At 64.4% G+C, this 25828-nt stretch carries 24 protein-coding genes and 1 tRNA gene; 12 read left to right on the forward strand and 13 right to left on the reverse strand.

From position 1 onward, the window contains the following. Window positions 1-2425: TonB-dependent receptor (locus tag SOQ14_RS00005; protein ID WP_322895549.1), on the reverse strand; the 2425-nt coding region annotated here is incomplete at its 3' end. 226 nt (window positions 2426-2651) lie between these two features. Between SOQ14_RS00005 and infA the strand changes: the two genes are divergently transcribed. From infA to purQ, 9 genes are all read left to right on the forward strand, one after another. Further along, window positions 2652-2897, forward strand: a complete 246-nt coding sequence (infA, locus tag SOQ14_RS00010) for a translation initiation factor IF-1 (protein WP_007163491.1) — start codon at window positions 2652-2654, stop codon at window positions 2895-2897. Between the two features lie 5 nt (window positions 2898-2902). After that, window positions 2903-3466 carry a Maf family protein gene (locus tag SOQ14_RS00015; RefSeq protein ID WP_322895571.1) on the forward strand — a complete coding sequence of 188 codons (564 nt, stop codon included), beginning with the start codon at window positions 2903-2905 and terminating at the stop codon, window positions 3464-3466. Continuing rightward, a complete protein-coding gene (locus SOQ14_RS00020; protein WP_322895573.1) occupies window positions 3459-4415 on the forward strand; it encodes a ribonuclease E/G in 957 nt (318 codons plus the stop codon). The genes SOQ14_RS00015 and SOQ14_RS00020 overlap by 8 nt, the downstream gene beginning before the upstream one ends. Before the next feature lie 2 nt (window positions 4416-4417). After that, window positions 4418-4600, forward strand: coding sequence for a DNA gyrase inhibitor YacG (locus SOQ14_RS00025; RefSeq protein ID WP_416232709.1), 183 nt, complete (start codon window positions 4418-4420; stop codon window positions 4598-4600). Between the two features lie 97 nt (window positions 4601-4697). Beyond that, a tRNA-Phe gene (locus tag SOQ14_RS00030) sits at window positions 4698-4772 on the forward strand. A 23-nt stretch (window positions 4773-4795) separates the two neighbouring features. Then, the gene (gene purC, locus SOQ14_RS00035) at window positions 4796-5596 is read left to right on the forward strand and encodes a phosphoribosylaminoimidazolesuccinocarboxamide synthase (RefSeq protein ID WP_322895578.1); all 801 of its coding nucleotides are present in this window, start codon (window positions 4796-4798) and stop codon (window positions 5594-5596) included. Between the two features lie 110 nt (window positions 5597-5706). Beyond that, a complete protein-coding gene (locus SOQ14_RS00040; RefSeq protein ID WP_322895580.1) occupies window positions 5707-8574 on the forward strand; it encodes a M16 family metallopeptidase in 2868 nt (955 codons plus the stop codon). 81 nt (window positions 8575-8655) lie between these two features. Further along, window positions 8656-8892, forward strand: coding sequence for a phosphoribosylformylglycinamidine synthase subunit PurS (gene purS, locus SOQ14_RS00045; RefSeq protein WP_322895582.1), 237 nt, complete (start codon window positions 8656-8658; stop codon window positions 8890-8892). Between the two features lie 5 nt (window positions 8893-8897). Then, a complete protein-coding gene (gene purQ, locus SOQ14_RS00050) occupies window positions 8898-9587 on the forward strand; it encodes a phosphoribosylformylglycinamidine synthase subunit PurQ (RefSeq protein WP_322895584.1) in 690 nt (229 codons plus the stop codon). 5 nt (window positions 9588-9592) lie between these two features. On the opposite strand, the gene SOQ14_RS00055 is transcribed toward purQ, so the two are convergent. Together SOQ14_RS00055 and glmS are read right to left on the reverse strand one after the other, a co-directional pair. Continuing rightward, window positions 9593-11947 carry a putative bifunctional diguanylate cyclase/phosphodiesterase gene (locus SOQ14_RS00055; protein WP_322895586.1) on the reverse strand — a complete coding sequence of 785 codons (2355 nt, stop codon included), beginning with the start codon at window positions 11945-11947 and terminating at the stop codon, window positions 9593-9595. Between the two features lie 82 nt (window positions 11948-12029). Continuing rightward, entirely contained in the window at window positions 12030-13862 is a 1833-nt protein-coding gene (gene glmS, locus SOQ14_RS00060) for a glutamine--fructose-6-phosphate transaminase (isomerizing) (RefSeq protein ID WP_322895588.1), read from the reverse strand. 356 nt (window positions 13863-14218) lie between these two features. On the opposite strand from glmS, the gene SOQ14_RS00065 reads away from it, so the two are divergent. Next, window positions 14219-15748: a TadA family conjugal transfer-associated ATPase gene (locus tag SOQ14_RS00065; RefSeq protein ID WP_322895590.1), complete on the forward strand. Its 1530-nt coding sequence runs from the start codon at window positions 14219-14221 to the stop codon at window positions 15746-15748. Between the two features lie 43 nt (window positions 15749-15791). Here SOQ14_RS00065 and SOQ14_RS00070 read toward each other — a convergent pair whose 3' ends face one another. Further along, window positions 15792-16037, reverse strand: coding sequence for a hypothetical protein (locus SOQ14_RS00070; RefSeq protein ID WP_322895592.1), 246 nt, complete (start codon window positions 16035-16037; stop codon window positions 15792-15794). A gap of 66 nt (window positions 16038-16103) precedes the next feature. Here SOQ14_RS00070 and SOQ14_RS00075 point away from each other — a divergent pair, with 66 nt between their 5' ends. Further along, window positions 16104-17045 carry a DMT family transporter gene (locus SOQ14_RS00075; RefSeq protein WP_322895594.1) on the forward strand — a complete coding sequence of 314 codons (942 nt, stop codon included), beginning with the start codon at window positions 16104-16106 and terminating at the stop codon, window positions 17043-17045. Window positions 17046-17049: 4 nt separating this feature from the next. Next, a complete protein-coding gene (locus SOQ14_RS00080; protein ID WP_322895596.1) occupies window positions 17050-17196 on the forward strand; it encodes an Entericidin EcnA/B family protein in 147 nt (48 codons plus the stop codon). A 22-nt stretch (window positions 17197-17218) separates the two neighbouring features. Here the strand turns inward: SOQ14_RS00080 and SOQ14_RS00085 are convergent, their stop codons facing one another. The 9 genes from SOQ14_RS00085 to SOQ14_RS00125 form a co-directional block, all read right to left on the reverse strand. After that, window positions 17219-17821, reverse strand: coding sequence for a DUF938 domain-containing protein (locus tag SOQ14_RS00085; RefSeq protein WP_322895598.1), 603 nt, complete (start codon window positions 17819-17821; stop codon window positions 17219-17221). After that, window positions 17818-19380, reverse strand: a complete 1563-nt coding sequence (locus SOQ14_RS00090; RefSeq protein ID WP_322895600.1) for a long-chain-fatty-acid--CoA ligase — start codon at window positions 19378-19380, stop codon at window positions 17818-17820. The genes SOQ14_RS00085 and SOQ14_RS00090 overlap by 4 nt, the downstream gene beginning before the upstream one ends. Before the next feature lie 71 nt (window positions 19381-19451). After that, window positions 19452-19904 (reverse strand): ABA4-like family protein, encoded by a 453-nt coding sequence (locus SOQ14_RS00095; protein ID WP_322895602.1) that lies wholly within the window; start codon window positions 19902-19904, stop codon window positions 19452-19454. Further along, a complete protein-coding gene (locus SOQ14_RS00100; RefSeq protein WP_322895604.1) occupies window positions 19904-20596 on the reverse strand; it encodes an NAD(P)H-binding protein in 693 nt (230 codons plus the stop codon). The genes SOQ14_RS00095 and SOQ14_RS00100 overlap by 1 nt, the downstream gene beginning before the upstream one ends. Next, the gene (locus SOQ14_RS00105; protein WP_322895760.1) at window positions 20589-21764 is read right to left on the reverse strand and encodes a deoxyguanosinetriphosphate triphosphohydrolase; all 1176 of its coding nucleotides are present in this window, start codon (window positions 21762-21764) and stop codon (window positions 20589-20591) included. Before SOQ14_RS00105 ends, SOQ14_RS00100 begins: the two co-directional genes overlap by 8 nt. An 11-nt stretch (window positions 21765-21775) precedes the next feature. Then, window positions 21776-22477, reverse strand: coding sequence for an aspartate/glutamate racemase family protein (locus tag SOQ14_RS00110; protein ID WP_322895762.1), 702 nt, complete (start codon window positions 22475-22477; stop codon window positions 21776-21778). 60 nt (window positions 22478-22537) lie between these two features. After that, window positions 22538-23545: an alpha/beta fold hydrolase gene (locus SOQ14_RS00115; RefSeq protein ID WP_322895606.1), complete on the reverse strand. Its 1008-nt coding sequence runs from the start codon at window positions 23543-23545 to the stop codon at window positions 22538-22540. After that, window positions 23542-24558, reverse strand: coding sequence for an SO2930 family diheme c-type cytochrome (locus SOQ14_RS00120; RefSeq protein WP_322895608.1), 1017 nt, complete (start codon window positions 24556-24558; stop codon window positions 23542-23544). The genes SOQ14_RS00115 and SOQ14_RS00120 overlap by 4 nt, the downstream gene beginning before the upstream one ends. Next, on the reverse strand, window positions 24555-25760 hold the full coding sequence (locus tag SOQ14_RS00125) for a parallel beta-helix domain-containing protein (RefSeq protein ID WP_322895610.1): 1206 nt from the start codon (window positions 25758-25760) through the stop codon (window positions 24555-24557). Before SOQ14_RS00125 ends, SOQ14_RS00120 begins: the two co-directional genes overlap by 4 nt. Between the last annotated feature and the right edge of the window lie 68 nt (window positions 25761-25828).

Raw genomic sequence — 25828 nt, forward strand, 5'->3', positions numbered from 1 at the left:
GCGGGCCACCCGCCGGAGCGCCGCCACCGGGTGCACCGGCTCCGCCGCCTGCGACACGCGCGCCGCCGCCGGGAGGGCCACTGAGCAGCGCCGGATCAATCGCGCAGATCTGGGTGCGGAATTGCGCCAATCGCTCGCGATCCACGGTGCCATCGGGCTTGCGCACCCGACTGAGCAATTGTTCGAACCGCGCCGGATCAAAGCCGGGCAGACGATCCGAAAGATCCTCGCCCTTCTCGATCCCGTCGACCAGCCCGTTGATAAAGTCGAGCCCATCATCCTTGCAGAGCCGCTCGCGGAAGGCGAGGAACTGCTGGCGCTGTTCCGGGGTCGGCGGCCCGCCGGCCCCGAACCGTGCGCCCGCAGCAGGAGTACCGGCACCCGCAGGGGGGCCACCAGCCCCGCCCGCGCCCGGCGGCGGGCCACCCGCCCCGCGGCCTTCCGCCTCGCCGCCGGTCTGCTTGGGCGCGCCAAAGCTGCCACGAGTCGACAGCGTGAATTGGAGGCGATCCGACTTGGTTTCGGCAAAGCTCACCGCGCGCTGATCAATCTGGATCAGTCGCCCGCTGGCATCGCGTTGCACCCGCCCGGGAAACGCGGCTTCGATCGCCTGCGTGATCTGCGGGAAGGGCGAGACCACATTATCCGAACGGTTGCGGATATATTCCACCGTCAGGCGCGTGTCCTTGATCCCCGGCAATTCCCAGTTGGCTGCAAATTTCCAGTCCCGTTGGGTTTCCGCCAGCAGCGCAGGATTGCCTCCGGTGATCACCGTCGCCAGCACGGCTTCGCCATTGACGAAGTCGAACACCGGCACGTTGAAATTGGTGATGATCGGATTGCCGAGCTGCGGCAGACCGGGGGCGACTTCGCGGTAGATATAAGTTGCCGACAGATCGAGCTTATCGAGCGGTGCCCAGGTCAGTCCGGCATTCCAATCGCCCAGCAGACCGAAGTCTGAAAGGTCCTCAAGCCCTGCCTGCATGTTGAGCGTGAGATTGCCGATGGCATCGCCAAAGCCGGTACGCGTGCTGGTGATCGGCACGACAAGGTTGGCGCTGGTGGCGGCGCGGCGGCGGGTCAGCTCGATATTCTGCGCGCTGAGGCTGTCGCTGCTCTCGATCCGGCGCCAGTCGAGCGCGGCGGTGAAGGTGGCGAGCAGCTCGCCGCCGGGCAGTTCAGCCAGGGGGCCATCAAGCGTGTGGCGGCTTTCGGCGTTGATCGTGCGGCTGTTGGCGAGGTTCACGCCTGCATCAAGCGAACGCAGCAGCACCGCATTGATCGGCAGACGGCCCGCTGCGGCATCGGCGACAAAACCGCTGGCGTCAAAGCGCTGATCGATCGCGGTTTCGCTTTCGCTGAACGAGGCGTCAACCGTGCTGGTCAGCCGGAAGCCATTGATCGGCTTGGTCAGCGAAGCGGCTGCCGAGACCGTATCGACCGACGTGTTGCGTTCTAGCGGGGTGGCTTCGCCGAAGGTGCGCACGAGGCTGTTGCCAGCCGGATCGGTGAGCGTGACGACATTGAGGCCGTCCTGATCACGCCGCTGGTTGCGGGCATAATTGATGTTGGCGCTCAGCGAGGTGCCGCTGTTGGTAAAGGCCTTGGCCCAGCTCGCATTGGCGGTGATATCAAGCGTATCGGCCACAAGGCTGCGGAACGGTGCTTGTTCGGGATCGCCGACGACTTGCGAGACCGAACCCGGGGTCTGGATGATATTCCGCTCATTCTCGGTGAGCATGGTCGAATCGTTGACTTCAAAATTGAGATTGAAGCGCCCGCCGTCGGCAATCTTGAGATAGCCGATTTCCTGTTCGCTCGTCACCAAGCCGCCGCGCGATGGCGTACCCGCTTCGAGCTCGACCTGACGGTTCGAGTAATTGTCCTTGAGCACCAGGTTGATCACCCGGCGATCAGGCGGAAAGCCAAAGCGCAGCGCGACTTCCTCGGGGAAGACTTCCACCTTGGCGAGCGCTTCGGGCGGATAGGCGGCAAATTCGCGGAAGGAGGCGATGCGGATGCCATTCACCAGCACGATCGGCTGCCCGCCGCCCCCACGGCCACGGGCCGAGCCGGTTTGCGACGAGATCTGGGCAATGAGATCTGCAATCGAGGTCACCCCCTCGCCCGCAATCGCCTGTTCGTCGAGCGAAAGCAGCGGCGCTTGATCCACCACCAGCTGGCCGCGCACGCGGCGGCCACTGACGACGATCTCGCCCGTGCCGCGTGGCGCGGGTTGATCAAGCTGCTCTTCCTCGGCCGGTGACGGCGGGTCGCTGCGCTGGGCGGATTGGGTGCTAGCCGCGTCGTTCATCCCGTCGGGCGCGTCCGGTGCTGCCGCCCCTGCCACACCGGAAAGGGCGGCCAGGCTGGCAAGGCAGACGCCCGCACGCAGCAGGGTGCGGGAAGAAAATGAGCAGTTCATCGAGAGGCCTTCATTACTGTTCTGGGCGTGCCAGACAGGACAACCACCTGCCGACATGCACTTTTCCTGAGGTTAGCGACTTTTCTCTTGGCTGAATGAAGCCAGGGTTCGCTTTTTGGGCTCGCGCCCCTAACGCACAAGTCTTCCCTTTTGTTCTCACCATCGCTAAACGGCGCGCAGCTATCGACAGACGGTTATTGCACCGCACCATCATCAAAGGGATTACATGGCCAAAGAAGAACTCCTCGAAATGCGCGGGCGCGTGGTGGAACTGCTGCCCAATGCGATGTTCCGGGTAGAGCTTGAAAACGGCCATGAAGTGCTTGGCCACACTGCGGGCAAGATGCGCAAGAACCGCATCCGCGTGTTGGTGGGCGATGAAGTGCTGTGCGAACTGACGCCGTATGATCTCACCAAGGCGCGCATCACCTACCGCTTCATGCCGGGCCGTGGCGGCCCCGGCCCGCAATAGGCTCCGTGCATCTGACGCTGGCCTCGGCATCCCCGCGGCGCCGAGATCTGCTCGCGCGGCTGGGGATCGCCCCTGATGCCGTCTCTCCGGCTGATATTGATGAAACTCCGCTAAGAGGAGAATTGCCCCGCGCCTATTGTGTGCGGATGGGGCTGGAAAAAGCACGCGTGGTTACCGCAACCGGCCATGTGCTGGCCGGCGACACCGTGGTCGCCGCCGGACGGCGCATCCTGCCCAAGACCGAACACGAGGATGAAGCCCGCGCCTGCCTCGAACTTCTGTCGGGCCGGCGGCATCAGGTGCTCTCCAGCGTGGCGCTGCGCGCGCCCGATGGATCGATCAAGACCCGCCTTTCCGAAAACATCGTGCGCTTCAAGGTGCTCTCGCCGGACGAGATCCGCGCCTATCTGGCGAGCGGCGAATGGCACGGCAAGGCTGGCGGCTATGCCATTCAGGGCGCAGCCGAAGGCCTGATCCAGTGGATCAGAGGCAGCCACTCGGCGATCATGGGGCTCCCGCTCTATGAAACCCGCGCACTGCTCAAATTGGCGGGGTTTGCGATTGGCTGAATGGCTCATCGAGCAGGGCATCGGCGAGACCCGCTGGCTGCTGGTCGAGGGCGATAAGGCGCTGGCTGCCCGATTGGTCTGGCCGGGTGAACTCACCGCGGGCACCGTGGTCACCGCGCAGCTTGTCAGCAAAGCGAAGGGCGCAAGGCGCGGTCTGGCGCGGATCGAGACCCCCGCTTTCGCCGGACGCGAAGTGCTGGTCGATCACCTGCCGCCCGAAGTCACCGAAGGCGCACAGCTTGATCTGGTCATCACCCGCGCCGCGCTGGCCGAACGCGGGCGCTACAAGCTTGCGCAAGCGCGGATCGGATCGGAAGCTGCGCCTGCCACGGCACAGGGCCGCATCGTGCCCCGCTTCCCGCAAGGCTTGTGGGAAGATCTATGGCACGCCGCCTCGGCGGCCAGCATCGGTTTTGACGGCGGCGAGATCCTGTTCAGCGCCACGCCTGCCATGACGGTGATCGATATTGATGGGGCCGCACCGCCGCGCGCGGCTGCGCTGGCGGCAATTCCTGCCATCGCACAGGCGCTGCGCTGGTTCGATCTCGGCGGCAATATCGCGATCGACTTTCCGACGCTTCCCGCCAAGGCCGATCGCCGCGCGGTCGATACCGCGTTGGAGGCGGCGCTTGCTGACTGGCCGCATGAACGCACCGCCATGAACGGGTTTGGCCTTGTCCAATTGGTGGCGCGGCTCGATGGGCCAAGCTTGCTCCACCGCTTTGCCACAGCGCGGGTGGGACTATGCGCGCGCCTTGCGCTGCGGCAGGCCGAAGGGGCGCAGGGCACCGGGCGCATCCTGCTGCTGACCGTGCATCCCGCTCTCAAGCCCAAGCTGCGCGCGGAATGGCTTGACGAACTCGCCCGCCGCACGGGCCGCGAGGTCCGGCTGGAGACCAATCCGGCCCTTGCGCTCGAAACCACCAGTGCCCAGATCATCAGCGCATGAACATGTCTGCCACCAAATCCTGCCCGATTTGCCGCAAACCGCGGCATCCTGATCATGCGCCGTTCTGCTCCAGCCGTTGCCGCGACCGCGATCTGGCGCGCTGGTTCTCGGATTCCTATGCCGTCCCCGGCCCGCCTGCTGACCCCGAAGAAATCGCCCACAGCGATTGGGACAAAAAGGCATAGAATCCCCTTGCCAAGCGCTGCGGCCTTCGCCATAGGCGCGCTCTCATTTGCTCGCCGGGGGCGGCCAATCGGCCTTCTTCCGTCGCTCGCAGCGAATGCCCGAGTAGCTCAGGGGTAGAGCAGCGGATTGAAAATCCGCGTGTCGGTGGTTCAAATCCGCCCTCGGGCACCATTCGCTGAAGGGGAAAGTTGCCCATGTCCCGCCGCACCAAGATCTATGAAGGCAAGGCTAAGATCCTTTACGAAGGTCCCGAGCCTGGGACGCTGATCCAGTATTTCAAGGATGATGCGACCGCGTTCAATGCCCAGAAGAAGGGCACGATCAGCGGCAAGGGCGTGATCAACAACCGCATCAGCGAGCACGTCTTCACGCGCCTCGCGCATATCGGCATCCCGACGCACTTCATCCGCCGCCTCAACATGCGCGAACAGCTGGTGCGCCAGGTCGACATCATCCCGCTCGAGGTGGTGGTGCGCAATGTCGCCGCCGGTTCGCTTTCCAAGCGCCTCGGCATCGAAGAAGGCGAACCGCTGCCGCACACCCTCATTGAATATTACTACAAGGATGATGCGCTGGGCGATCCGCTGATCGCTGAAGAACACATCGCCTGCTTCAACTGGGCGAGCCAGGATGAAATGCAGGACATTTCCTCGATGGCGATCCGCATCAATGATTTCATGTGCGGGATGTTTGCCGCGATCGATATTCGCCTGATTGATTTCAAGCTCGAATTCGGGCGCATTTATGATGGCGATTACAGCCGCGTCATTCTCGCCGACGAGATCAGCCCCGATGGCTGCCGTTTGTGGGACATGCACACCGGAGAAAAGCTCGACAAGGATCGCTTCCGCCGCGATCTTGGCGGCGAGGAAGAAGCCTATCGCGAAGTCGCGCGCCGTCTCGGGCTTCTCAATGGCGAGGATAATGGCCCGGGCGAGGTGTTTGACATGTCGCATCACCGCTCACGGCTGCGCGGCGCTCCGCCCAAGAAATAATCAGCTTATCGCGCCGGCGCCCTCGCATCGGCGAATTTCCGGCTGACATTGGCGGTGGCGGCTCTAGGCTGTTCAGCGATGTGCAAGCCTGACATTCCGATCTGCGGCTGATGCTCCGCCGCTTCGCTACCTTTCTTCTCGCTTTTGGGCTCGGCCTTACCGCCTTTGCGGTGGTTGGCCCGGTCCCGCTCGCTGCGCAGGCAACCCGCGCGCCGGTCTGGCCGGTCAGCGGCGAAGACATCACACGCGATCCCGGCTTCGTCTTCGGCGAATTGCCCAATGGCTTGCGCTACATTCTGCGGCGAAACAGTACGCCCGAAGGCACCGCGCTGGTGCGGATGCGCATCGCATCCGGCTCGCTGGAAGAGCGCGAGCACGAACGCGGCCTTGCCCATTTCCTTGAACACATGGCCTTCAACGGATCGCGCGGCATCCCCGAAGGCGAAATGATCAAGCTGCTCGAACGCGAGGGGCTGGCCTTTGGCGCGGACACCAATGCCTCGACCGGGTTCGAGGCGATCACCTACATGCTCAACCTGCCGCGCAACACGCCCGCACTGCTCGACACCGCGCTGATGCTGATGCGCGAAACCGCCAGCGAACTTACCCTCAGCGAAGACGCGGTTGCACGGGAACGCGGCGTGATCCTTGCCGAGCTGCGCGACCGCTCCGGCTATGCCCAGCGCGCGCTTGAAGCCAATATCGGCTTCATCGCGCCGGGCGCACGTTATGGTGAGCGCTTGCCGATCGGAGTCACACAGGTGATCGAGCAGGCCACCGCAGCCGATCTGCGCGCGCTGTATGAACGCACCTATGTGCCGGCGAATACCACGCTGATCATTGTCGGGGATTACCCGGTCGAGTTGATGGAAGCAGCGATCTGCACCCGCTTTGCCGATTGGCAGGGGCCAAGCGCGCCTGCCGCGATGAGCGCCGGCCCCGTCGATACCGCGCGGCGCGGCGAAACCGCGATCCATCTTGATCCGGCGCTGTCCGAAAGCGTCACCATCACCCAATTGACCCCTTGGCGTGAGCGACCCGACAGCCTCGCCCAGCGCGATATCGAAACCCTGCGCCGGATCGGTTATGCCATCGTCAACCGCCGCCTCAGCCGGCTGGCGCGCGGCGAGAATGCGCCCTTTCGCGGCGCGGCCTTCGGCACCAGCGATCTGTTCCGCGATGCCCGTCTAACGAGCCTTTCGATCAGCAGCGAAGACGGGCAGTGGGAAAAGGGCATGCTGGCCGCCGTGCGCACGGTGAATGAGGCGATGACCTACGGCTTTTCCCCGGCCGAGGTCGAAGAGCAGATCGCCAATTGGCGCAGCGCGCTCGACAATGCAGCCAAGGCCGCCGAAACCCGCAGCCACAGCGCCTTTGTCGCCGCGGCCCTCGCTGCCTTGAGTGACGCGCGCGTGCCCACCACCCCCGCCTGGCAGCTCGAACAATTCACCCGCCTGACCCCGGCGATCACTGCGCAAGCGGTGTGGCGCGCGATGCTGGATGATGCCTCGATCTTCTATGATCCGCTGATCCGCTTTCAAGGACGCAGCGCCCCGCAGGGCGGCGAGGCGGCCTTGCGCAGCGCCTTTACCGCCGCGATGGAATTGCCGATTGCCGCGCCCATCGACCAGTTCACCCTCCCCTTTGCCTACCAGTTCTTCGGTGCGCCGGGCACGGTCGTCAGCGATATGGTGGAGCCCACGCTTGGGCTGCGCCTGATCCGCTTTGCCAATGGGGTGCGGCTCACGCTCAAGCAGACCACCTTGCGCGAAGACCGGGTGGCGGTGGCGGTGGCAATTGATGGCGGCGATCTGCTCAACACCGGGCAAAACCCGCTGACGACCAGCATGGTGAGCAGCCTTGCGAGCGGCGGGCTCGGCCGTCACAGCCGCGATGAACTTTCCAGCGTGCTGGCGGGGCGCAGCGTGAGCATAGGGCTGTCGAGCGGGCCGGATGCCTTCACGTTCTCGGCCACCACCACGCCGCGCGATCTCGATTTGCAGCTGCGGGTGATCGCCGCCTTGATCACCGACCCCGGCAACCGCCGCGAGGGCGAGGAACAATACCGGCGCAGCATCGCCAATTTCTTCGCCACCCGCGATGCCACACCGGGACGGGCGCTGACGTCGGCGCTGGGTGGCATCCTGTCGGATGGCGATCCCCGCTTCACGCTGCAATCGCAACGCGCCTTCGAAGCGTTGAACTTCGCCCGGCTGAAGCGCGATATCGGCGAACGGCTCGAACAGGGCGCGATCGAGATTGCACTGGTCGGCGATATCGTCGAACGCGATGCGATTGCGGCGGTGGCCACCACGCTCGGCGCGCTGCCGACCCGCGAAGCAGAATTCCTGCCCCGTACTGAAACCCGGCAGCGCAGCTTCACCGCCAAGCGCGGGCAGCGCATCGTGATCCACCGCGGTGAGGCCGATCAGGCGCTGGTGCAAATGATCTGGCCCACCACTGATGACCGCGATCAGGACGAGACGCTGCGCCTCACCCTGCTCGCCCGCGTCGCCCAGATCGCGCTGACTGAACGGCTGCGCGAAGAATTGGGACAGACCTATTCGCCGTCCGCCGGATCGAGCAACAGCCGCATCTATCCCGGCTACGGCACTTTCACTCTGAGCGCGACCGTCGCCGCCGATCAGATCGCCACCGTGCAGGCCGCCATGCGCGCGTTGGCTGCCGATCTCGCGGCCCGGCCGGTGGATGCCGATATGCTCGAACGGGCGGCGCGGCCGCTGCTCGAATCCTATGACAATGCGCTCAAGGATCTCGGCGGCTGGCTTGGCCTTGCGGCCCGCGCGCAGAGCCAACCCGATCGCCTGACCCGCTGGCAGGCCGCCCCGGCCCTGATCCGGGCGATCACGCCGGAAAGCCTGCAACAGACCGCGCAGACCTATCTCGGCAGCGCTGTGCCGGTCGAAGTGCTGGTGGTGCCCGAGGCGACCGCGATCACGCTTGATGGGGCAAAGTGAGTTTGCGCGATTGCACGGCGCGCGCATCGGGCTATAGGCGCTTGGCAAGCCGACTTCGGCGCCAGCACAGGATATCCGCCCATGAAGACCCGCATCCTTGTTCGTCTGAAGCCCGGAGTGCTCGATCCGCAGGGCCGCGCGGTGCACCATGCGCTCGAAGGGCTGGGCTTTGATGGCGTGGCGGATGTCCGCATCGGGCGCCTGATCGAGCTTGATCTGGCCGATGGCACCGATGAGGCAACCATCACCGCGATGTGCGAGAAGCTGCTCGCCAACACGGTGATCGAGAATTTCACCATCGAACAAGCCGGGGAGTAAGCGCCATGGCGTTTCGTGCGGGCGTCATCACCTTCCCCGGCTCCAATTGTGATCGCGACATGGCGGTGGCGCTGGAGAAGATCAGCGGCGCGCCGGCCTTGCGCATATGGCACGGCGATGCGGCCCTGCCTGATCGGCTCGATTTCATCGCCCTGCCCGGCGGTTTTTCCTATGGCGATTACCTGCGTTCGGGCGCGATGGCGGCCAAGAGCCCGATCATGCGAGCCGTGGTCGAAGCGGCCGGGCGCGGTGTGCCGGTGCTCGGGGTGTGCAACGGATTTCAGGTGCTGACCGAAGCCGGTCTGCTGCCGGGCGCGCTGATGCGCAATGCCGGGCAGCGCTTCATCTGCCGCACGGTCGGGCTGGAAGCGGTCAACACCAGCTCACTGTTCACGCAGGGCTTTGCCCGGGGTGAGGCGTTGCGGATTCCGGTCGCGCACCACGATGGCAATTACTTCGCTGATGCGGCGACCCTTGATGCGCTCGAAGCGGAAGACCGCATTGCCTTCCGCTACACCGAAAGCGTCAATGGCTCGGCCCGCGATATTGCCGGCGTGCTCAGCGCCAATGGCCGGGTGCTCGGCATGATGCCGCACCCCGAACGCGCGATCGAACCCGCTGCCGATCCGGCGCTCGGCGGGGCAGATGGCCGCAAGCTGTTCGAGAATGTGGTCACCGCGCTTGCCAGCGCCTGACCGGGTTACGCCGTCAGCCGCGAGGGCTTGCTGAACAGCCGCAAGGCATCGAGATTGCTCATCGGGCGGCCGAAGTAATAGCCTTGGATCTTGTCGCAGCCGAGATTGCGGATCAGCTCCACTTCCTCGATGGTTTCGACGCCTTCTGCCGTGGTGGTCATGTCGAGGCTCTTGGCCATTGCGACCACCGCGTTGATGATTGCAAGGCTTTCCGCGCTGCCTTGCGCTGCGCCCTGCACAAAGGTGCGATCGACCTTGATCGTCGAGAAGCGCAGCTTGCGCAGGTAGCCGAGCGAGGAATAGCCGGTGCCAAAGTCATCGAGCGCCACCGAGCAGCCCAGCGCCATCACCTGTTCCAGCGCATTGCGCGCCACGCTCGCATCGCGCAGGAAAATGCTTTCGGTCACTTCGATCTCAAGCCGTTCGGGGCGCAGCCCGGTGGCTGCCAGCACTTCGACGACATGGCTGTGAAAATCAGGCTCGAGCAGTTGCTCGGGCGAGACGTTGACATTGACCTTCACGTGATCGGGCCAATTGCGGGCCTCTTCACAGGCCTTGCGCAGCACCCACTGGCCGATCGGCACGATCAGGCGGGTATCTTCGGCCAGCGGGATGAACTTGCCCGGGCTGACAAAGCCGTGATCGGCGCTGTTCCAGCGCACCAGCGCCTCGAAGCTGACGACTGCCTGACTGCGCGCATCGACCACAGGCTGATAATTGAGCATCAGTTCATCGCGGCCAAGCGCCTTGCGTAGCGATACTTCAAGCTGGCGGCGTTCCTCGGCCGAGGCATGCAGCAATGGCTCAAAAGCGCATTGTTCACCGCCCCCGGCATCCTTGGCCTGATAGAGCGCAAGATCGGCATTGCGCATCAATTCCTCGACCGTCGCGCCGTCGCGCGGGCCCAAGGCCGAGCCGACACTCGCGCCCACATAAAGCGTGTGCTGATCGACCTGATAGGGTTCCGACAGATGCTCGATCACGCGCTGGGCCAGATCGCGCACTTCGCTGTGAAGGGTGACATTGCGCATGACGATGGCGAATTCATCACCGCCCAGCCGCCCGCAAATGTGCTCCTTGCCCATCAAGGCCTGCAACCGCCCCGAAACCTGTGCCAGCAGCTTGTCGCCGGTGAGGTGACCGAGCGAATCATTGACCGATTTGAAGCGATCAAGATCAACCATCAGCAGCGCACACTTGCCACGCCACTGGCTGGCATGGCGCAGCGCATCGCCAAGCGCCTCGGTAAGCTGCAAGCGATTGGGCAGCTGCGTCAGCGTGTCATAGCGCGCGAGATAGGCAATCTTTTCGGATGATTTGCGCTGCTCGGTGACGTCTGAACCTACTCCGCGGAACCCCGCGAACCGGCCATCCTCGCCATGCATCGGCGTGCCCGAAAGCTCCCACCACCGTTCTTCGCCAAGGATCGAGACATGCACCAGCAGGTTGGAAAAATGCTCCCGCGCGCGCAGCCGCTCGGCCAGATCGCGCAGGCCTGCACCATAACGGCCGCCTTCCCAACCGGGGCCGGCGATCAATTCCAGAAGCGGCATGCCTTCGGCCTGGCTTTGGCTACGCCCGAGGGCAAAGGCAAACCGCGGGCTGACCGAGCGCACGCGCCGCGCGGTATCGAGTTCCCACAGCCAGTCCGCTTCGTTTTCCTCGAATTCGCGCAGCAGCATCGAGACCACTGCTTCCTTCTCGGCCCCGGCGGCTTCGGCCAGCCGCGCCTTGAGATAGACCCGGCCCACCTCGATCGTGCCGACAAGCCCTGCCAGCGTGAACAGGATCATGCCCAACGCTGCATCCCACATCCCGCTCGCCAGCAGATAGATCACATTGCCCGCGCCGATCACGCTGATGAAGACGATGATGCTAACCGGCACGGTCGCGTAGAGATAGACCGATCCAGCCATCAGCAAGGCGTAGATCGCGAGCAGCGCCAGCATTTGCTCGGTCTGAGCAGACGAAGCAAAAGCATAAAGCGGGATCAGCCAGACCACCGCAGTCAGCACGGAGCTTTGCATCTGGCGGCGAAGTTCTTCGCGGGTCATGCCGCGGCTGGCAACATCAGCCAGCGCCAGATCCACCCGCCGCCCGTTGAATTGCGCAGCGCCCTGAACGGCAAGCCACAGCAGGATCGCCAGCGGGCTCATCTGGGGGCCGAGGATGTAGACCATCAGAAAGGTCAGCAGGGCATTGGCATAGACGCGCTGGAAGCTGAGCTGGGCAAGACCACTGTGTTGCAACCCGCGCAGGCGGCTCCAATCCGCCCCCGCCTTGCTGTCGAGACCCAGCACGGCTGCAACAGAAAGATCCGTCGACGCGGCGGTATCAGTGTGGGAAGAGGTCTTGCGCACAGCGCGCTTTTACCTGCCAAAAGTTAGGGCAGAGTAAAGGATGGCCAACCAATCCTGACGAAATAAGCCGATATCGCGCGCGCTATTCGACCGTCACGGACTTCGCCAGATTGCGCGGCTGATCGACATCCGTGCCTTTCACCAGCGCCACGTGATAGGCCAGCAATTGCACCGGGACCGCATAGACCAGCGGGGCAATCAGCGGGTGCACCACCGGCATTTCGATGGTCGCAATGCAGCCATCGCCTGCGGCCGCGATCCCCGCCGCGTCCGAGATCAGGACCACCTGCCCGCCGCGCGCGCGCACCTCTTCCATGTTGGAGACGGTCTTCTCGAACAGCGGGCCCGAAGGCGCGATCACCACCACCGGCACGGCATCATCGATCAGCGCAATCGGCCCGTGCTTCATTTCGCCCGCGGCATAGCCTTCCGCGTGGATATAGCTGATTTCCTTGAGCTTGAGCGCGCCTTCGAGCGCCAGCGGATAATCCTGCCCGCGCCCGAGATAAAGCACGTCGCGCGCCGGGGCGATCAGGTGCGCCATGGCGGCGATATCATCATCATGCGCCAGCGCGGCGTTGAGCGCGGCGGGCGCTTCAAGCAGGTGAGGCACGATTTCAGCCTCCTCTTCGCGACCCAGCCGGCCTTTCTTCACCGCCATATGCGCGGCGAGCGCGGCAAGCACGGCCAGCTGGCAGGTGAAGGCTTTGGTCGAAGCCACGCCGATCTCCGGCCCCGCGTGCGTCGGGAGCAACAGATCAGCTTCGCGCGCCATGGTGCTGGTCGGCACGTTAACGACCACCGCGATGGTCTGCCCTGCCGCCTTGCAGTGGCGCAGCGCGGCCAGCGTATCGGCTGTCTCGCCGCTTTGTGAGATGAACAGCGCCAGCCCGCCATCTTCAAGCACCGGATCGCGGTAGCGGAACTCGCTCGCCACATCGATGTCGACGGGCACGCGGGCGAATTGTTCGAACCAGTATTTCGCGACCATCCCGGCATAGAACGAGGTGCCGCAGGCAACGATGGTAAGCCGGGGCACGGCAGACAGATCGAAGTCGAACTGCGGCAAGGCCACCGCATTATCCGAACGGCGCAGATAGGAAGAGAGCGTCTGCGCCACGACGGTGGGCTGCTCGTAGATCTCCTTCTGCATGAAGTGGCGATAATTGCCCTTCTCCACCGCCGCCGCCGAGGCGCCCGAAGCGCGGATCTCGCGGGTTACCGGCGCGCCGGTGCCCTCATAGATCTGGGCGCTGTCGCGCCGCACCACCACCCAGTCACCTTCTTCAAGATAGCTGATCCGCTGGGTCAGCGGGGCGAGCGCCAGCGCGTCGGAGCCGAGATACATCTCCTGCTCGCCATAGCCCAGCACCAGCGGCGAACCGAGCCGCGCGCCGATCAACAGATCGGGATGCGCACGGAAGGCAATCGCCAGCGCAAAGGCGCCGCGCAGGCGCGGCAGGACGGCCCGGACCGCGTCGACCGGATCGGCTCCGGCTTCAACCTCGACAGAGATCAGGTGCGCAACCACTTCACTATCGGTTTCGCTTTCGAACACCCGGCCCTTGGCGGCGAGTTCGGTGCGCAATTCCTTGAAATTCTCGATGATGCCATTGTGGACGATCGCCACCTCGCCCGTGGCATGGGGGTGGGCATTGGCAGCCGTCGGTGCGCCGTGGGTTGCCCAGCGGGTATGGGCAATGCCGACAAATCCTGGCGCCGGGTCGCCCACCAGCACTGCGGCCAGATTGGCGAGCTTGCCTTCGGCACGGCGGCGCACCAGCGCACCATTGTGCAAGGTGCAGATCCCGGCGCTGTCATAGCCGCGATATTCCATGCGCCGCAGGCCATCGACCAGCCGTTCAGCTACTGTCTCTCCGCCTGCCGACCCGACAATCCCGATAATTCCGCACATAAGCTGCCATTCCCTGCGGCGTGATTCGTTCGCGCCTTTATTCGTGTGCCACCGCTACAGGGCCCGCCCGCGACCGCAAGACCCTGTCGCACCGCTGGCAAAGCCCGCGACAGCATGAAACAGCCGCTTGCGCCATGCGACCGCTATCGAACAGGTGTCTGCCGATGGTACCGGCGGCGCCTTTCCGCCAGCCGGATGTCCAGCGCAAGGCCAATCGCGGGGCAGATTGCACCAAGCCGGGCTCGCCTTAGCAAAAAAATAAGGTTTATCCGCCATTCACTCTTTCTCGTGAGGCATCCTTCGTTTGTAGCAGACAGGGTGCACGGCAGACTTTTCATGCCTTTTGGGGGCTATCGATGAGCGCGTTCGGCAAAAAAGGTAATGTGGGCACGATGAAGGCGGGCGCCCGCCCTGCTTTCGGGGTTGCTCGCCCGATGAAAGGGGCAGGCCGCCCGGCAGAACCGGCGATGGGCGGCGATCAATTCCCCCCGCTGCCCGGCGACGCTCCGGCACCGCAAGCATCGGCCCCAACCCCGTCGCGCGGGGGTTCGACCGCCGACGCGCTGGATCGTCTTGCCGAGCGCGCGGCCGCGATCAACGAAAGCATCTCCGAAGTCGGCGGCTTTGAAGCCAGTGTTCACAAGATCAAGGAACAGGTGCTCCCACGCCTGCTCGAACGGGTCGATCCGGAAGCGGCAGCGACGCTGTCGAAGGAGGAACTTTCCGAGGAATTCCGCCCGATCATCATGGAAGTGCTGGCCGAACTCAAGGTCACGCTCAACCGGCGCGAGCAGTTCGCGCTGGAGAAGGTGCTGATCGATGAACTGCTCGGCTTCGGCCCGCTGGAAGAATTGCTCGGCGACCCGGACGTTTCGGACATCATGGTCAACGGGCCGGATCAGACCTACATCGAAAAGAAGGGCAAGCTGCAACTCGCCCCCATCCGCTTCCGTGACGAACAGCACCTGTTCCAGATCGCGCAGCGCATCGTGAACCAGGTCGGCCGCCGTGTTGACCAGACCACCCCGCTCGCCGACGCCCGCCTCAAGGACGGCTCGCGTGTGAACGTGATCGTGCCGCCACTGTCCTTGCGCGGTACCGCGATCTCGATTCGTAAATTCTCCGAAAAGCCGATCACCATCGACATGCTCAAGGACTTCGGTTCGATGAGCGAGAAGATGGCGACCTGCCTCAAGATCGCGGGCGCCTGCCGTATGAACATCGTGATCTCGGGCGGTACGGGTTCGGGTAAGACGACGATGCTCAACGCCCTGTCGAAGATGATCGACCCGGGCGAACGCGTGCTGACCATCGAAGACGCAGCGGAATTGCGCTTGCAGCAGCCGCACTGGCTGCCGCTCGAAACCCGCCCGCCGAACCTCGAAGGTCAAGGTGCGATCACCATCGGCGACCTCGTCAAGAACGCCCTGCGTATGCGCCCGGACCGCATCATCCTGGGCGAAATCCGCGGCGCCGAGTGCTTTGATTTGCTCGCCGCCATGAACACTGGTCACGATGGCTCGATGTGCACGCTGCACGCCAACAGCCCGCGCGAATGCCTTGGCCGTATGGAAAACATGATCCTGATGGGCGACATCAAGATCCCCAAGGAAGCCATCAGCCGCCAGATTGCCGAATCGGTCGACATGATCGTGCAGGTGAAGCGTCTGCGCGATGGGTCGCGCCGCACCACCAACATCACCGAAGTGATCGGGATGGAAGGCGATGTGATCGTGACGCAGGAGCTGTTCAAGTTCGAGTATCTCGACGAAACCGATGACGGCAAGATCATCGGGGAATTCCGCTCATCAGGCCTGCGCCCCTACACGCTCGAAAAGGCGCGCCAATTCGGCTTTGATCAGGCTTATCTTGAGGCCTGCCTCTAAGAGGCAGGCGATCCGGTCTGAGCGGCCGGCGGGCGTGCGAAAGTCAGAGGCTTCCGATCACGGCGGGCAGGCTCAACGCCAACAGGCCGCCGCCGATGATTGCAAGGAGCATGAACAGGGTCAGCCACGGCACCCAGCCAACCTGTTCAAGCCGGGCGACATCGCGGCGCTTGCCCCGGCGGTAATCCATCACGCCGCATACCCCCGCCAGCACCCACAGACCCGCGCCCACCACTGCCAGTTGGCCAGCCTCGCTCAACAGCGCGAATTGGGATAGCGGATCGCTCATTGTGCGGCGCATATGGGGGCTGAGTGCGCTTGCGCAATCCCTGCACCTGCTTCAAGCGAGCACGTGATGGATGGCTCGATTGCCCGCCCCCGCCCGCTGCTCGCGCTCGGCCTGCGTCTGCTCGCCGCGCTGGCGCTGGCGACCATGGCGATGCTCGTCAAACTCGCGGGCGAGCGCGGCGCGCATCTCGTCGAGATGATCTTCTGGCGGCAAGCGCTGAGCGCCGCTCTGCTTGGCGCTGGCCTTGCGCTGACAGGCAAGCTCGCGCTGCTGCGCACCAAGCGGCTGGCAGCCCATGGCCGCCGCGCGATCAGCGGCACGGTGGGGATGATGTTCACCTATGGCGCGGTGCTGCTGCTCCCGCTCGCCGAGGCCACCACTCTGGGCTTCACCGCGCCGATCTTTGCAGTGCTGATCGCGCTGGTGCTGTTCGGCGAGACCATCGGACCCTACCGCTGGAGCGCGATCGCCATCGGCTTTACCGGCGTGCTGGTGGTGATGGGGCCGGGTCTCGGTAGTGGCGATGGCGCGGTGACGGTCGCAGGCGTGATTGTCGGCTTGATCGCGCCGCTGATGGTCGCGCTGATCAGCTTTCAGGTGCAGGATCTCAACACCACCGAAAGCGCGTGGAGCATCGTGTTCTGGTTCACTGCGCTTTCCGCCCCGGTGCTGGCGCTGGCCCTGCCCTTTGTGCTCGGACCGCATGACCTCGCGACCTGGGGCATCATCCTCGCCATGGCGCTATGCGGTGCCTTGGCGCAGGTGTTGCTTACCCTGTCGCTGCGGTTCGGATCAGCCGCCGTGATCCTGCTGATGGATTACACCGCGCTGCTGTGGGCCAGTTTCTACGGCTTTTTCGTGTTCGAGCGCGCGGCACCGGCCAGCCTGTGGCTTGGTGCGCCATTGATCGTGGCCGCCGGTCTGATTATCGCCTATCGCGAACGGGAACTGGCACGGCTCAACCACCGTTCATATTCCGATCGCCAAGACAGCGCCCGAAAGGATTGACGACATGACCCGTAACCGCAATTTCCGCACCGGCCTCGTGGTTGCCGCTCTGGCAGCGCTGAGCCTTGCCTCGGCCGCCTGCAACACCGTGAAGGGCCTGGGCGAAGACGTGAAGTCGGTTGGCCGCGCGGGCGAACGCGCTATCGATTGAGGCTGACGTCCCCGCCGCTGCGTTAGCGGCGATACACCAGCATGATATTGTTGGCAGGCAGGCCATAGCGCGCCATGCGGACAAAGCCATGGCTTGCCGCCACGGCATCGACAGCGGCCGCATCCCGTAAGCCCCAGCGCGGATCGCGTGCCTTGAGGCTGGCATCAAACTCGAGATTGGACGGCGCGGTTTCGACGCCCGCTTCAAGATAGGGGCCGTAGAGGATCAGCGGCCCGCCTTCGCTGCCTAAAATTTGGGCAGCACCTGCAAACAGCCCTTCCGTCGCTGACCACGGGCTGATGTGCACCATGTTGATGCACAAAATTGCATCAGCAGCTTCGACCGGCCAACTTGCGGGCGCCGCGGCATCCAGCAACAGCGGCGCGGCCAGATTGTCCCCGGCATACTCCGCCCGGTAGGCGGCAATCGAGGCCAGCGCCTCATCCGAAGGATCGGTCGGCTGCCAGTGCAGCGCGGGGAAACGCTCCGCGAAGAACACCGCGTGCTCCCCCGTGCCACTGGCGATTTCAAGCACGCGGCCCTGCGGCGGCAGCTCGCGCGTCAGCACCTCGGCAATGGGCTCACGGTTGCGTTCGGTTGCGGGGGCGGAACGCTTCGCCGTCACGAAACTTGCCGCTCCTGCCCTTCCCAATAGGGCGCGCGCAATTCACGGCGCAGGATCTTGCCGCTGGCATTGCGCGGCATGAGCGGAATGACATCAACACTCTTGGGTGCCTTGAAGGCAGCGATCCGTGACCGCGCCCAGGCAATGATGTCGGCCTCGTCAATCGTCGCGCCGGGCTTGGGCACGACACAGGCTTTGACCTCTTCACCCCAGGTGGCGCTCGGCACGCCGATCACCGCGACTTCCGCCACCGCCGGGTGGCCGAAAATCGCGTTCTCGACTTCGGCCGGATAGACATTCTCGCCGCCGGAAATGATCATGTCCTTGATACGGTCCTGAATGTAGATGTAGCCATCATCATCCATGATCCCGGCATCCCCGGTGTGGAGCCAGCCATCGGGATCAATCGTCTTGGCGGTCGCTTCGGGCAATTGCCAATAGCCGGCGGTGTTGGTGGGCGAGAGGATGCACACTTCGCCAATCGTACCGCGCGGCACTTCGACATTATCCGGCCCGCGCACTTCGATCTGCACGCCCGGCAGCGCCTTGCCTGCCGAACGCATGCGCTGGTTGCCTTCAAGCGTGTGATCTTCGGGCAGCAGCGCCGAGATCGTCCCGCTCGTCTCGGTCATGCCATAGGCTTGCAGGAAGCCGGCATTGGGCATGGTGGCGACCGCCTGCTTGAGCAGTTCGAGCGGCATCGGCGCCGCCCCATACATCAGGAATTTGAGATGGCTGAAATCAGTGGTCGCCGCCTGCGGATGCTGCACCACCATTTGCAGCGCGGCGGGCACGATGAAGAGATGCGTCGCGCCGCTCTCAATCGCCGCCAGCACGCCTGTGGGGGTGAATTCGGCCTGCACCAGATTGCGCACGCCATTGGCGACCCCGATATTCATTAGGCCCGTTCCGCCAATATGCGCACATGGCATGCAGATCAGGATGCAATCGTCTGGCTCGTAGAAATTCCACGGCAAGCCCGCGGCAATGCCATTATTGCGCGTGCCCAGCAGATTACGGTTGGACAGCATCGCGCCTTTGGGATTGCCGGTGGTGCCCGAGGTGTAGAGTTGCAACACCGGCTCATCGCGCGTTGGCGGGGTGTAAGGCACCGGATCGAGCGCTGCGGCCTCGGCGCGGGCTGTGGCACCGGCCACCACCTGCGGCTGCGCGGGAACCTGCTCCGCGACCTGGCGCACAAGGTCGACAAAATCATGTCCGGCGATCACCAGCTTGGCGCCGGTATCGGTGAGGATGAAGGCAATCTCCGGCGCTGCCAGCCGCCAGCCAATCGGCACCATCACCGCGCCCATCCGCGCCGCTGCGAGATAGGCGAGGAAATACATCACCTCATTCTTGCCGAGCCACGCGATGCGATCACCCTTGGCGATACCGCGTGCCTTGAGCCACGCGATCAGCTGGCGGGTCAGATGATCGGTCTCGCGATAGGTGATGCGGTCGTCATCCTGCTCGAAAGCAATCCCGTCAGGCCGTTCAGCCGCCCAGAAATGGAGGATGTCGTCGAAGTGTTCGTGGCTGTGATAGGCCTTGCGTGCCATGGCGCTGCTCTCTCCCCAAAGCGTTGTTTACGCTAGGTAGGGCAAAGCACGCCCCGGAATCCAGCAGTGAATTAGCTAAAGCGACCCTGCTTGCGCGCAGCCGGTTCGCGGATGATCAGCCACACCAGCAGGCCGAGCGGGCCCGCCACGAAAGTGGCGAGCAGGATCGGTGCCTGGAGCAAGCGCGAAATGCGCTTGGCATCGCCATCGCGGGCGATCCACAGGCCGACAAACAGATCAAAGGCGAGATAATGCGTCCAGCCGATCGCAACGCCTGCATCATTGCTGAAGATCGCGCGCACGCCCGCGATGGTTGTGAAATCCGCGCCGCCGCTTGGCCCACCTGCGGGCAGCATCCCGCTCATCAATCCGATCAGCCCGCCCGCATAGATCAGGCAGAGCAGGGCGATGCCGCAATAGAGCACCCCGGCGAGCAGCGCAGGCCAGCGCGGCAGCAGGATCAGCGCGCCCCACGCGATCAGTGCCACGAGGTTCACGAGATTGAAAAGCTGCGTCCAGTCCATCACCGCGTTCCTCGGGCCAGTTCGCGCGCCGCACGGCGCATCGCATCATTATCATGGATGAAGCGCCCCGGTGCCGCGCGCAAGGCCAGCCGCAGCGCGGCACCGGCCACATCGCGCGCGTCGATCGAACCCATGCCGCGCCATGACCCCATCAGCAAAGGATCAATCAAGGGCGCCGCGACCAGCGCCAGCCGTTCCGCCAGCCGCCAATCATCCGGGCGCGGGCCACGCAGCAGGCCGGCCCGCAGGATATCCAGCCGCTTGAACGCCATCTGCGAGAGCGCGGCTTCCACCTCGCCCTTGGTGCGCATGTAGCGGTTTTTGGCGTGGCGATCCGCACCGGCAGCGCTCACCACCACAAGATGCCGCGTGCCCGCCTTGAGCGCTGCTGCCGCACTGGCCAGCACCAGATCGTGATCGACAGCGCGAAAAGCCGCTTCGTCCTTGCCCGCCTTCTTCCAGGTCGTGCCAAGCGCACAGATCAGCGCGCGCGGTTGGACGGCCTCCATCACCTCGCCCCATTTGGCCGGTTCAGCGACAAACATCTCGACCCGCGCACCGCGAGGCAAAGGCACCTCGCGGCGGGCCAGCCCGATCAGGCGCACCTCGCTAGTGGTGCTCGCAAGCTCGATCACCCGCCGCCCGATCAGCCCGGTGGCTCCGACAAGCGCGATCCGCGCGGCCTCAGACATTGATCAGCCCCACCGGACGTTCGCCAAAGATCTGCGCGAAGCACTGCATGGCGAAGCGATCGCTCATCCCCGCGATGAAATCGGCGATCACCCGCGCCCGCTCGGGGTGGGCTGCAGGCAAACGCGCTTGCCATTCGGGCGGCATCAGGCGCGCATCATCGGCATAGGCTGCGAACAGCTGCGCCACCACGGCACGGGCGCGCTCGGCCGCCGCAGTCTGTTCGGGATGGTAGTAGAGTTCGCGGTACATGAAATCCTTGAGCACCCGCTCCTGCGTCGCCATCGCGGGCGAGAACCCGGCAAGCTGGCGCCCTGCCCCGCGCACCTCGGCCACCGAACCGATCCCCGAAGTCTGCGCCCGGGTGTGGGCCAGCACATCATTGACCATCAGCCCGATCTGATCGCGCACCAGCTCGCGCATCAGACGGTCGCGCGGCGCGTGGGGGAAGCGCCGTTCGACCGCGCGCCACTGATCCGCAAGAAAATCCAGCGCGAGCAACTGATCAAGCTCGAGAAAGCCGGCGCGCAGCCCATCATCAATATCGTGATTGTCGTAAGCAATATCATCGGCGACAGCGGCGATCTGCGCTTCAAGCGAAGGCCAGGTATCGAGCGCCAGCGAGAAGGCTGCATCCAGTTCCGCCAGCGCCCAGGTTGCCTCGGCGACGGGGCCATTATGCTTGGCGAGGCCTTCGAGCAGATCCCAAGTCAGATTAAGGCCATCATGCGCGGGATAGGGGCTTTCGAGCCGCATCACCGTGCGCAGCGCATGGGCGTTGTGGCAGAAACCGCCATACGGGCTGAGCGCCTCGCTCAACGCATCTTCCCCCGCATGGCCGAACGGCGGATGGCCGAGATCATGCGCAAGACAGAGCGCTTCGGTCAGATCCTCATCGAGCCCCAGCGCACGCGCCAGCACCCGTCCGATCTGGGCGACTTCCAGACTATGGGTCAACCGCGTGCGATAGTGATCGCCATCGGGCGCGATGAACACCTGCGTCTTGGATTTGAGGCGGCGAAAGCTCATCGAATGGACGATGCGATCGCGGTCGCGCTGGAATTCGCTGCGCGGGCCGCGCCGCTCGCCGGGTTCGGCCCCGTCGCGGCTCACCGCAAATTCGCGCCCGCCATGCCGGAACGGATCAGCAGCGTAAGGCGCGCGGGTGATCGCGGAATCGGTCAAGCCGCCGCGTCCCCGAACATCCAGTCAACCGCCGCCTGACAATGGATGCGGGTGCCTTCGAACACCGGCAGCACATTGGCATCGACATCCACCACCAGATCCAGCTCGGTGCAGGCGAGCACGATCGCTTCGGCGCCATCCTGCGCCTTGCCGGTGATGATGGTCTTCAAGGTGCGTTCGGCGTCGCGGGTCACCTTGCCGACCATCAATTCGTCATAGATGATCCGGTCAAGCAGTTCGACATTCTCGGTCTTGGGCGGCAGCAGATCGATCCCGTGCGCCACCAGACGGCGGCGGTAGAAGCTTTCGGTCATCACATTGCGGGTACCGATCAGCGCCGCATTGCTGTGGCCTGCGGCCTTCAAGGCCATGCCGACATGATCAGCAATGTGCAGGATCGGGATCGCGACGCTTTCGGCGACCTCGTCATAGACCTTGTGCATCGAATTGGCGCCGATGATGAGGCCTTGCGCCCCCGCCCCTTCGAGCCGCTTGGCGCTGTCGATCAACACGCTCGCGACGCGGCTCCAGCCTTCATCCTCACGGATCGCGTACAATTCGGCAAAGTTGAGGCTTTCGATCAGCAGCGGCGGGCTGACCATCGGGGCAGCGCGTTTCTGAACGAGGCGGCAGATGCGATCATAATAAGAGCCGGTCGAAACCCAGCTCATGCCTCCGATAATACCCAACTTGCGCAACATATTGCTCCTCGAATCCGGCGCCTCCCTCTAGCGGGGCAGGACACTTTTGGGGAGCGCTTATTGCCGCGCGGCGCGCGGCGGCAGGGCGGCAAGCCATTGGCGCAGATCAGCAAGGCTCCGGTCAGCCGCTTCCTCCTGCGGGAGATGGCCGATCCCCGGATAGATCACCAGCGTGCTCTCGGCCATGACCTCATCAAGATAGCGCCCCGCGGCCACCGGAATCAGCCGGTCTTCCTCGCCCCAGATGATCAAGGCCGGCACCGGGATGGCGGCAATATCAGCGCGATCCAGCGCGTCATAGGGGATCGCAAAGCGCTGCAAGGTAGCGCGGCGGTTGCCGGGATAGCGCAGCAATTCCCAGTAGCGATCGATCATCGGTTCAGTGACGATGCTTTCGACCGAAACACTCTGGCGCAGGCTCTTTTCGATCAGGCTGCGCGGGGTAACCTGTTCGACAATCCTGTTCAGCCCCGGCATGCCGGCGATCTTGAAGCCGATATTGCCGCTCGAGCGCTTTTGCGTGTCCTCCTTGGGCTGGCCGGTCCTGAGCGATTCCGGCGACAGCATCGGCATTCCGCTCGCGTCGACCAGCACCAGCCCGTTGAGACGCTCGGGATAAGCCACGGCAAATGCCAGCGCGTGCTTGCCGCCCATCGAATTGCCGGCGAGGATGAAGCGCTCGACGCCCAGCTTGTCGGCCACGCGGCGGATGTGGGCGACATAATTGTCGCGCGAATAATCGCCCTTGGGATCGGGGCCGGTTAGCCCATGGCCGACCTGATCGAAACGGATCACGCGGTAATCGGCCTTGAGATCCCGGGCCCACGGCTCCCAAGTGTGCAGATCGGCGTTGGAGCCGTGAAGCAGGATGATCGCGGGCGCATCCTTGGGGCCTTCATCGCGCAGGTGCACCGTCAGCCCGTCTCCCAGATCAACGAATTGCGAGGGCGCCGCGCCATATTTGGCGCGCATCGCGGCGGCATTAGTATCCGGCATGCGAAAAACGAGAAACAGCACCACCAGCACTGCGACCAGTGCCAGCACCACCCGAACAACCCACTTCATTGCGTTTTCATCTCCAAAATCCAGCGGCGCACCACCGCGACCCCATCGGGATCGACGGTCGACTTGCCCAGTTCGGGCATGGCGACCCCCGGCTCTGCCGATGCCAGCCGATAGGCGAGGATCGATTGATCGGGCGCGCCGGGCACAATCGCGAATTCATGCCCGCCCGCGCCGCGCCCGGCGGCAACCGGGCGCTTCATGATGCCGATGGCATGGGGATCGGCCTGTTCCCAGCGCAGATCGAGCCCCGAATTCGACGCCATGCCGCCGGGCTGATGGCAATGCGCGCAATTCACATCGAGATAGGCGCGCGCCAGCGGTGCGGCTGCCCCTTTCACGTGAGTGCGCCAGTCGGGCAGGCGGTTGGCGCTCTCGGGCACCTGATCGAGCAGCCCCGCCTGCACCATGTCACCCAGCCATGCCGCGGCAAGATTGCGCGCCTTGGGGCCGATCGGGATGACCGCGCCGTTGAGGCTATGGCATTCCTTGCACTGGTTCGTGTTGGGGATGCGATAGCTGATCGCTTCGCCCGCCGGGTTCGTGACATCAATCCGCGCCCCGGCCAGCGCCAGTGTGGCTTCGGTCTGTTCCGCATTCCAGCGATAGGGCAGCGGCACCCAACCATCGGTACGGTGCAACAGCACGCGGGTTTCGATCAGCCGCCGCGATGTCCCCTCCCCGAAAGCAAAGGTCTTGATGATCGCCGCACCCACCGGAAAGCGCAGCAAGCCTTCCCCGTCCGCGTGCAGCCGCGTGCCTTCGGGCAGGTAGATGAAACGCAGCTTGTCCGCGCCGTCCGACCAGAGGGGCGTGTTGAGCGCATAGGGTGTCACGCCCAAAGTGGGCACCTGCGCATCCGGATGGATGAAAAAGCCGAAGTCCGAAAGCTTGGGCGGCAGGCTGGCACCTGTGATTGCCGCATCGGACACTTGGGGCGACACCAGCCGCGCGTGCGCAATCGCGCCTGATAGCGCCAGCGCCGCCACTGCCAGAAGCGCTGAACTCCGCCTCACTTCAGCCGCGCCTCCAACTCGGGCGGCGCGCCAACCGCGCTGGCATCCCATTTGATCCCCTGTTCGGGCGCGGTGAGCGGGCCGGGCTGCGCCTCGGCCAGCGCCTGGCCCTGCCGCTGGAGATTGAGCGACCAGCCGGCAATATCCCCTGTCACCGCCAGCGCCGGGGCTGCCCCCGCTTGCGACAGGCCATCCCACAGGATCGGCGGCAGCGCCCCGCCAAAGGCTGCCAGCAGCAGCGGGGCACCCGGCAGCGCCGGGTCTGTCGCGCCGCTATCGACCATGTTCTCGCCAATCACGACATTGCGCGGGAACGGGTTGTAGCGCGCATCATCGAAGCGCTGTGAATAGGCTATCACCATGAAGGGCGCGGTCGGATTATCCTGCACGATATTGCCATCGACCCAGACATTCTCGTTCGCCATCACCATGATGCCGGTGCCGCGCGGAACATTGCCGACAATGTTGCCGGGCGGCGCGAAATTGGGGGTGTTGTTGCCCGCCACCAGATTGCCGCTGACCACCACATTGCCCCCGCCCATCACCGGCAGGCTCGGCAGATCGAACACGAGAATGCCCCCGGTGTTACGGGTGACATAGTTCTGGGTGACGATGGCATCGCGGCTGTTCTCGATCTCGATCCCGGCGACATTGTCGCTCGCAACCGAATTGCGCACGGTGATCCGCTGCGATTGGCCGACATAGATCCCGGCATCCGATGCGCCGGACACTTCGGAATGGCTGATCAGGATCCCGGTGCTTTCCACCGGATAGATGCCATAGGCGCCATTGCTGGCGCTCGGCCCGTTCGTCCACGTCACGCGGATGCGGTGATAGATGATGTTATCCGCGCCCTTCGACTTGATGCCATCGCCCTTGGGATTCTCGATCGCGAAATCGCGCAAGGTGACATTGTCGGAGGTGACAAGCAGCCCTTCGCCTGAGCCTTGCTGGCCGGTGAAATCAAGGATGGTAAGCGCAGGCCCTGCCCCGCGCACAGTCACCCCCGCCACATCGAGGCTGAGCCCGTCGCTGAGTGGATAGCGCCCGGCCGCGAGCACGATTTCGTCACCCGGCTCGGCCATAATCAGGGCTTCCTGCAATTTCTCCGCCGCATCCGCCCCCGGCGCGATCATATGGGTCGCCGCCCAGACGGGCGCAGCGGAAGCCAGCAGTGCAGCGGCCAGCGTTGTTCTCAGCATCGCGAAGTCTCCCTCTCCGCGCGCCATAGTGCGCATCGCGGGGAGGCTTGGCAAGTCCGGCCGCTGCC

It is taken from the genome of Erythrobacter epiphyticus, assembly GCF_034653295.1.
Taxonomy (GTDB): Bacteria; Pseudomonadota; Alphaproteobacteria; order Sphingomonadales; family Sphingomonadaceae; genus Erythrobacter.

Coding starts and splice junctions, on each gene's coding strand:
- purQ (WP_322895584.1), top strand. CDS start 8,898: ATGGCGTTTCGTGCGGGCGTCATCACCTTCCCCGGCTCCAATTGTGAT.
- SOQ14_RS00095 (WP_322895602.1), bottom strand. CDS start 19,904: ATGGACTGGACGCAGCTTTTCAATCTCGTGAACCTCGTGGCACTGATC.
- SOQ14_RS00125 (WP_322895610.1), bottom strand. CDS start 25,760: ATGCTGAGAACAACGCTGGCCGCTGCACTGCTGGCTTCCGCTGCGCCC.
- SOQ14_RS00040 (WP_322895580.1), top strand. CDS start 5,707: ATGCTCCGCCGCTTCGCTACCTTTCTTCTCGCTTTTGGGCTCGGCCTT.
- SOQ14_RS00065 (WP_322895590.1), top strand. CDS start 14,219: ATGAGCGCGTTCGGCAAAAAAGGTAATGTGGGCACGATGAAGGCGGGC.
- SOQ14_RS00070 (WP_322895592.1), bottom strand. CDS start 16,037: ATGAGCGATCCGCTATCCCAATTCGCGCTGTTGAGCGAGGCTGGCCAA.
- infA (WP_007163491.1), top strand. CDS start 2,652: ATGGCCAAAGAAGAACTCCTCGAAATGCGCGGGCGCGTGGTGGAACTG.
- SOQ14_RS00090 (WP_322895600.1), bottom strand. CDS start 19,380: ATGGCACGCAAGGCCTATCACAGCCACGAACACTTCGACGACATCCTC.
- SOQ14_RS00075 (WP_322895594.1), top strand. CDS start 16,104: ATGGATGGCTCGATTGCCCGCCCCCGCCCGCTGCTCGCGCTCGGCCTG.
- purC (WP_322895578.1), top strand. CDS start 4,796: ATGTCCCGCCGCACCAAGATCTATGAAGGCAAGGCTAAGATCCTTTAC.
- purS (WP_322895582.1), top strand. CDS start 8,656: ATGAAGACCCGCATCCTTGTTCGTCTGAAGCCCGGAGTGCTCGATCCG.
- SOQ14_RS00025 (WP_416232709.1), top strand. CDS start 4,418: ATGTCTGCCACCAAATCCTGCCCGATTTGCCGCAAACCGCGGCATCCT.
- SOQ14_RS00115 (WP_322895606.1), bottom strand. CDS start 23,545: ATGAAGTGGGTTGTTCGGGTGGTGCTGGCACTGGTCGCAGTGCTGGTG.
- SOQ14_RS00100 (WP_322895604.1), bottom strand. CDS start 20,596: ATGTCTGAGGCCGCGCGGATCGCGCTTGTCGGAGCCACCGGGCTGATC.
- SOQ14_RS00080 (WP_322895596.1), top strand. CDS start 17,050: ATGACCCGTAACCGCAATTTCCGCACCGGCCTCGTGGTTGCCGCTCTG.
- glmS (WP_322895588.1), bottom strand. CDS start 13,862: ATGTGCGGAATTATCGGGATTGTCGGGTCGGCAGGCGGAGAGACAGTA.